General features: G+C 68.5%; 1 protein-coding gene. It reads left to right on the plus strand.

Annotation, left to right across the window (positions count from 1 at the left end):
* Nucleotides 1-185: 185 nt before the first annotated feature.
* Nucleotides 186-1,383: IS110 family RNA-guided transposase (locus tag IEW07_RS20680; RefSeq protein ID WP_188540673.1), on the plus strand; the 1,198-nt coding region annotated here is incomplete at its 3' end.

The following is a 1,383-nucleotide window of genomic DNA, read 5'->3' on the forward strand; positions in this document are numbered from 1 at the left end:
CAGGTGAGCACTTCCCGATCCGGGCCCGAAGAGGCCTACGCATAGATCGTGCCCCTGCCGGCCGGTGAGGAGGCGTGAAGCGCTGGTGGGATGTTGTGCCGGTGAGCACTGATCCATTAGGTCGCGCCTCGGTCCTCCTCCAAGGACTCGGAACAGCAGACCGATTGGGGCAGGAGGCACCCGCGATGTTGTTCGTCGGAGACGACTGGGCCGAAGACCACCATGACATCGTCGTGATCGACACTGACGGCAAGCGACTGGTCCGTCAGCGATTGCCCGAAGGTGTGGCCGGGGTGGAAAAGCTCCATGCGCTGATCGCCGACCACCTGGGCGAGGACGACGACGTGGCCGGGGTGGTGGTGGGCATCGAGACTGACCGGGGCCCGTGGGTGCAGGCCCTGCTGGCCGCCGGGTACACGCTCTACGCCGTTAATCCACTACAGGCGTCCCGCTACCGCCAGAGACACAGCACCTCGGGGACGAAGTCCGACCCCGGGGACGCACTGGTGCTGGCCGAGCTCGTGCGCACCGACCGGGCCCACCACCGACCGGTCACCGGTGACAGCGCCATGGCCGAGCAGGCCAAGGTCTTAGCCCGCGCCCACCAGTCGCTGATCTGGGACCGCCAGCGGCAGGTCAACACGCTGCGCTCAGGACTGCGGGAGTACTACCCGGCCGCGCTGGCCGCCTTCGGTACCGATCTGGCCGCCCGCGACGCGGTTGCGGTGCTCACCGCCGCGCCCGGGCCCACCGCCGGGGCGCGATTGACCGCGGACCAGGTACAGGCCCTGTTGCGCGTGGCAGGCCGGCAACGCCATCTCACCGCTCGGGCCGAGCAGATCGTCGCCGCCCTGCACGGGTCCCACCTGCAGGCCCGCCCGGGGATCGAAGCCGCCTACACCGCCACCACCGGCGCGTTGATCGCTGTCATCACCGCGCTGAGCACACAGATCGCGGCGCTGCAGGAGCAGATCCAGCAGTGTTTTGACCAACATCCGGACGCTGAGATCTACCGCAGTCAGCCTGGTCTGGGTGCCGTTCTCGGTGCCCGGGTACTCGCTGAGTTCGGAGACGACCCCCACCGCTACGCCGATGCCCGCGCGAGAAAGAACTACTCCGGTATGAGCCCGATCACCCGGGCCTCGGGCACGAAAAGAGCCGTGCTGGCCCGCTACGCACGAAACCGCCGGCTCGGGGACGCCCTGTACTTCCAGGCCTTCGCCGCACTGAATGTCTCACCGGGGGCGAGAGCCTACTACGACGAACGCCGCGCCCGCGGTGCCACCCACCACCAAGCCCTGCGCGCGGTGGCGAACCGGCTCGTAGGCATCCTCCACGGCTGCCTACACCATCACACCCACTACGACGAGGACATCGCCTGGA

This window comes from Kocuria dechangensis (assembly GCF_014636775.1).
In the GTDB taxonomy this organism is placed as follows: Bacteria; Actinomycetota; Actinomycetes; order Actinomycetales; family Micrococcaceae; genus Kocuria; species Kocuria dechangensis.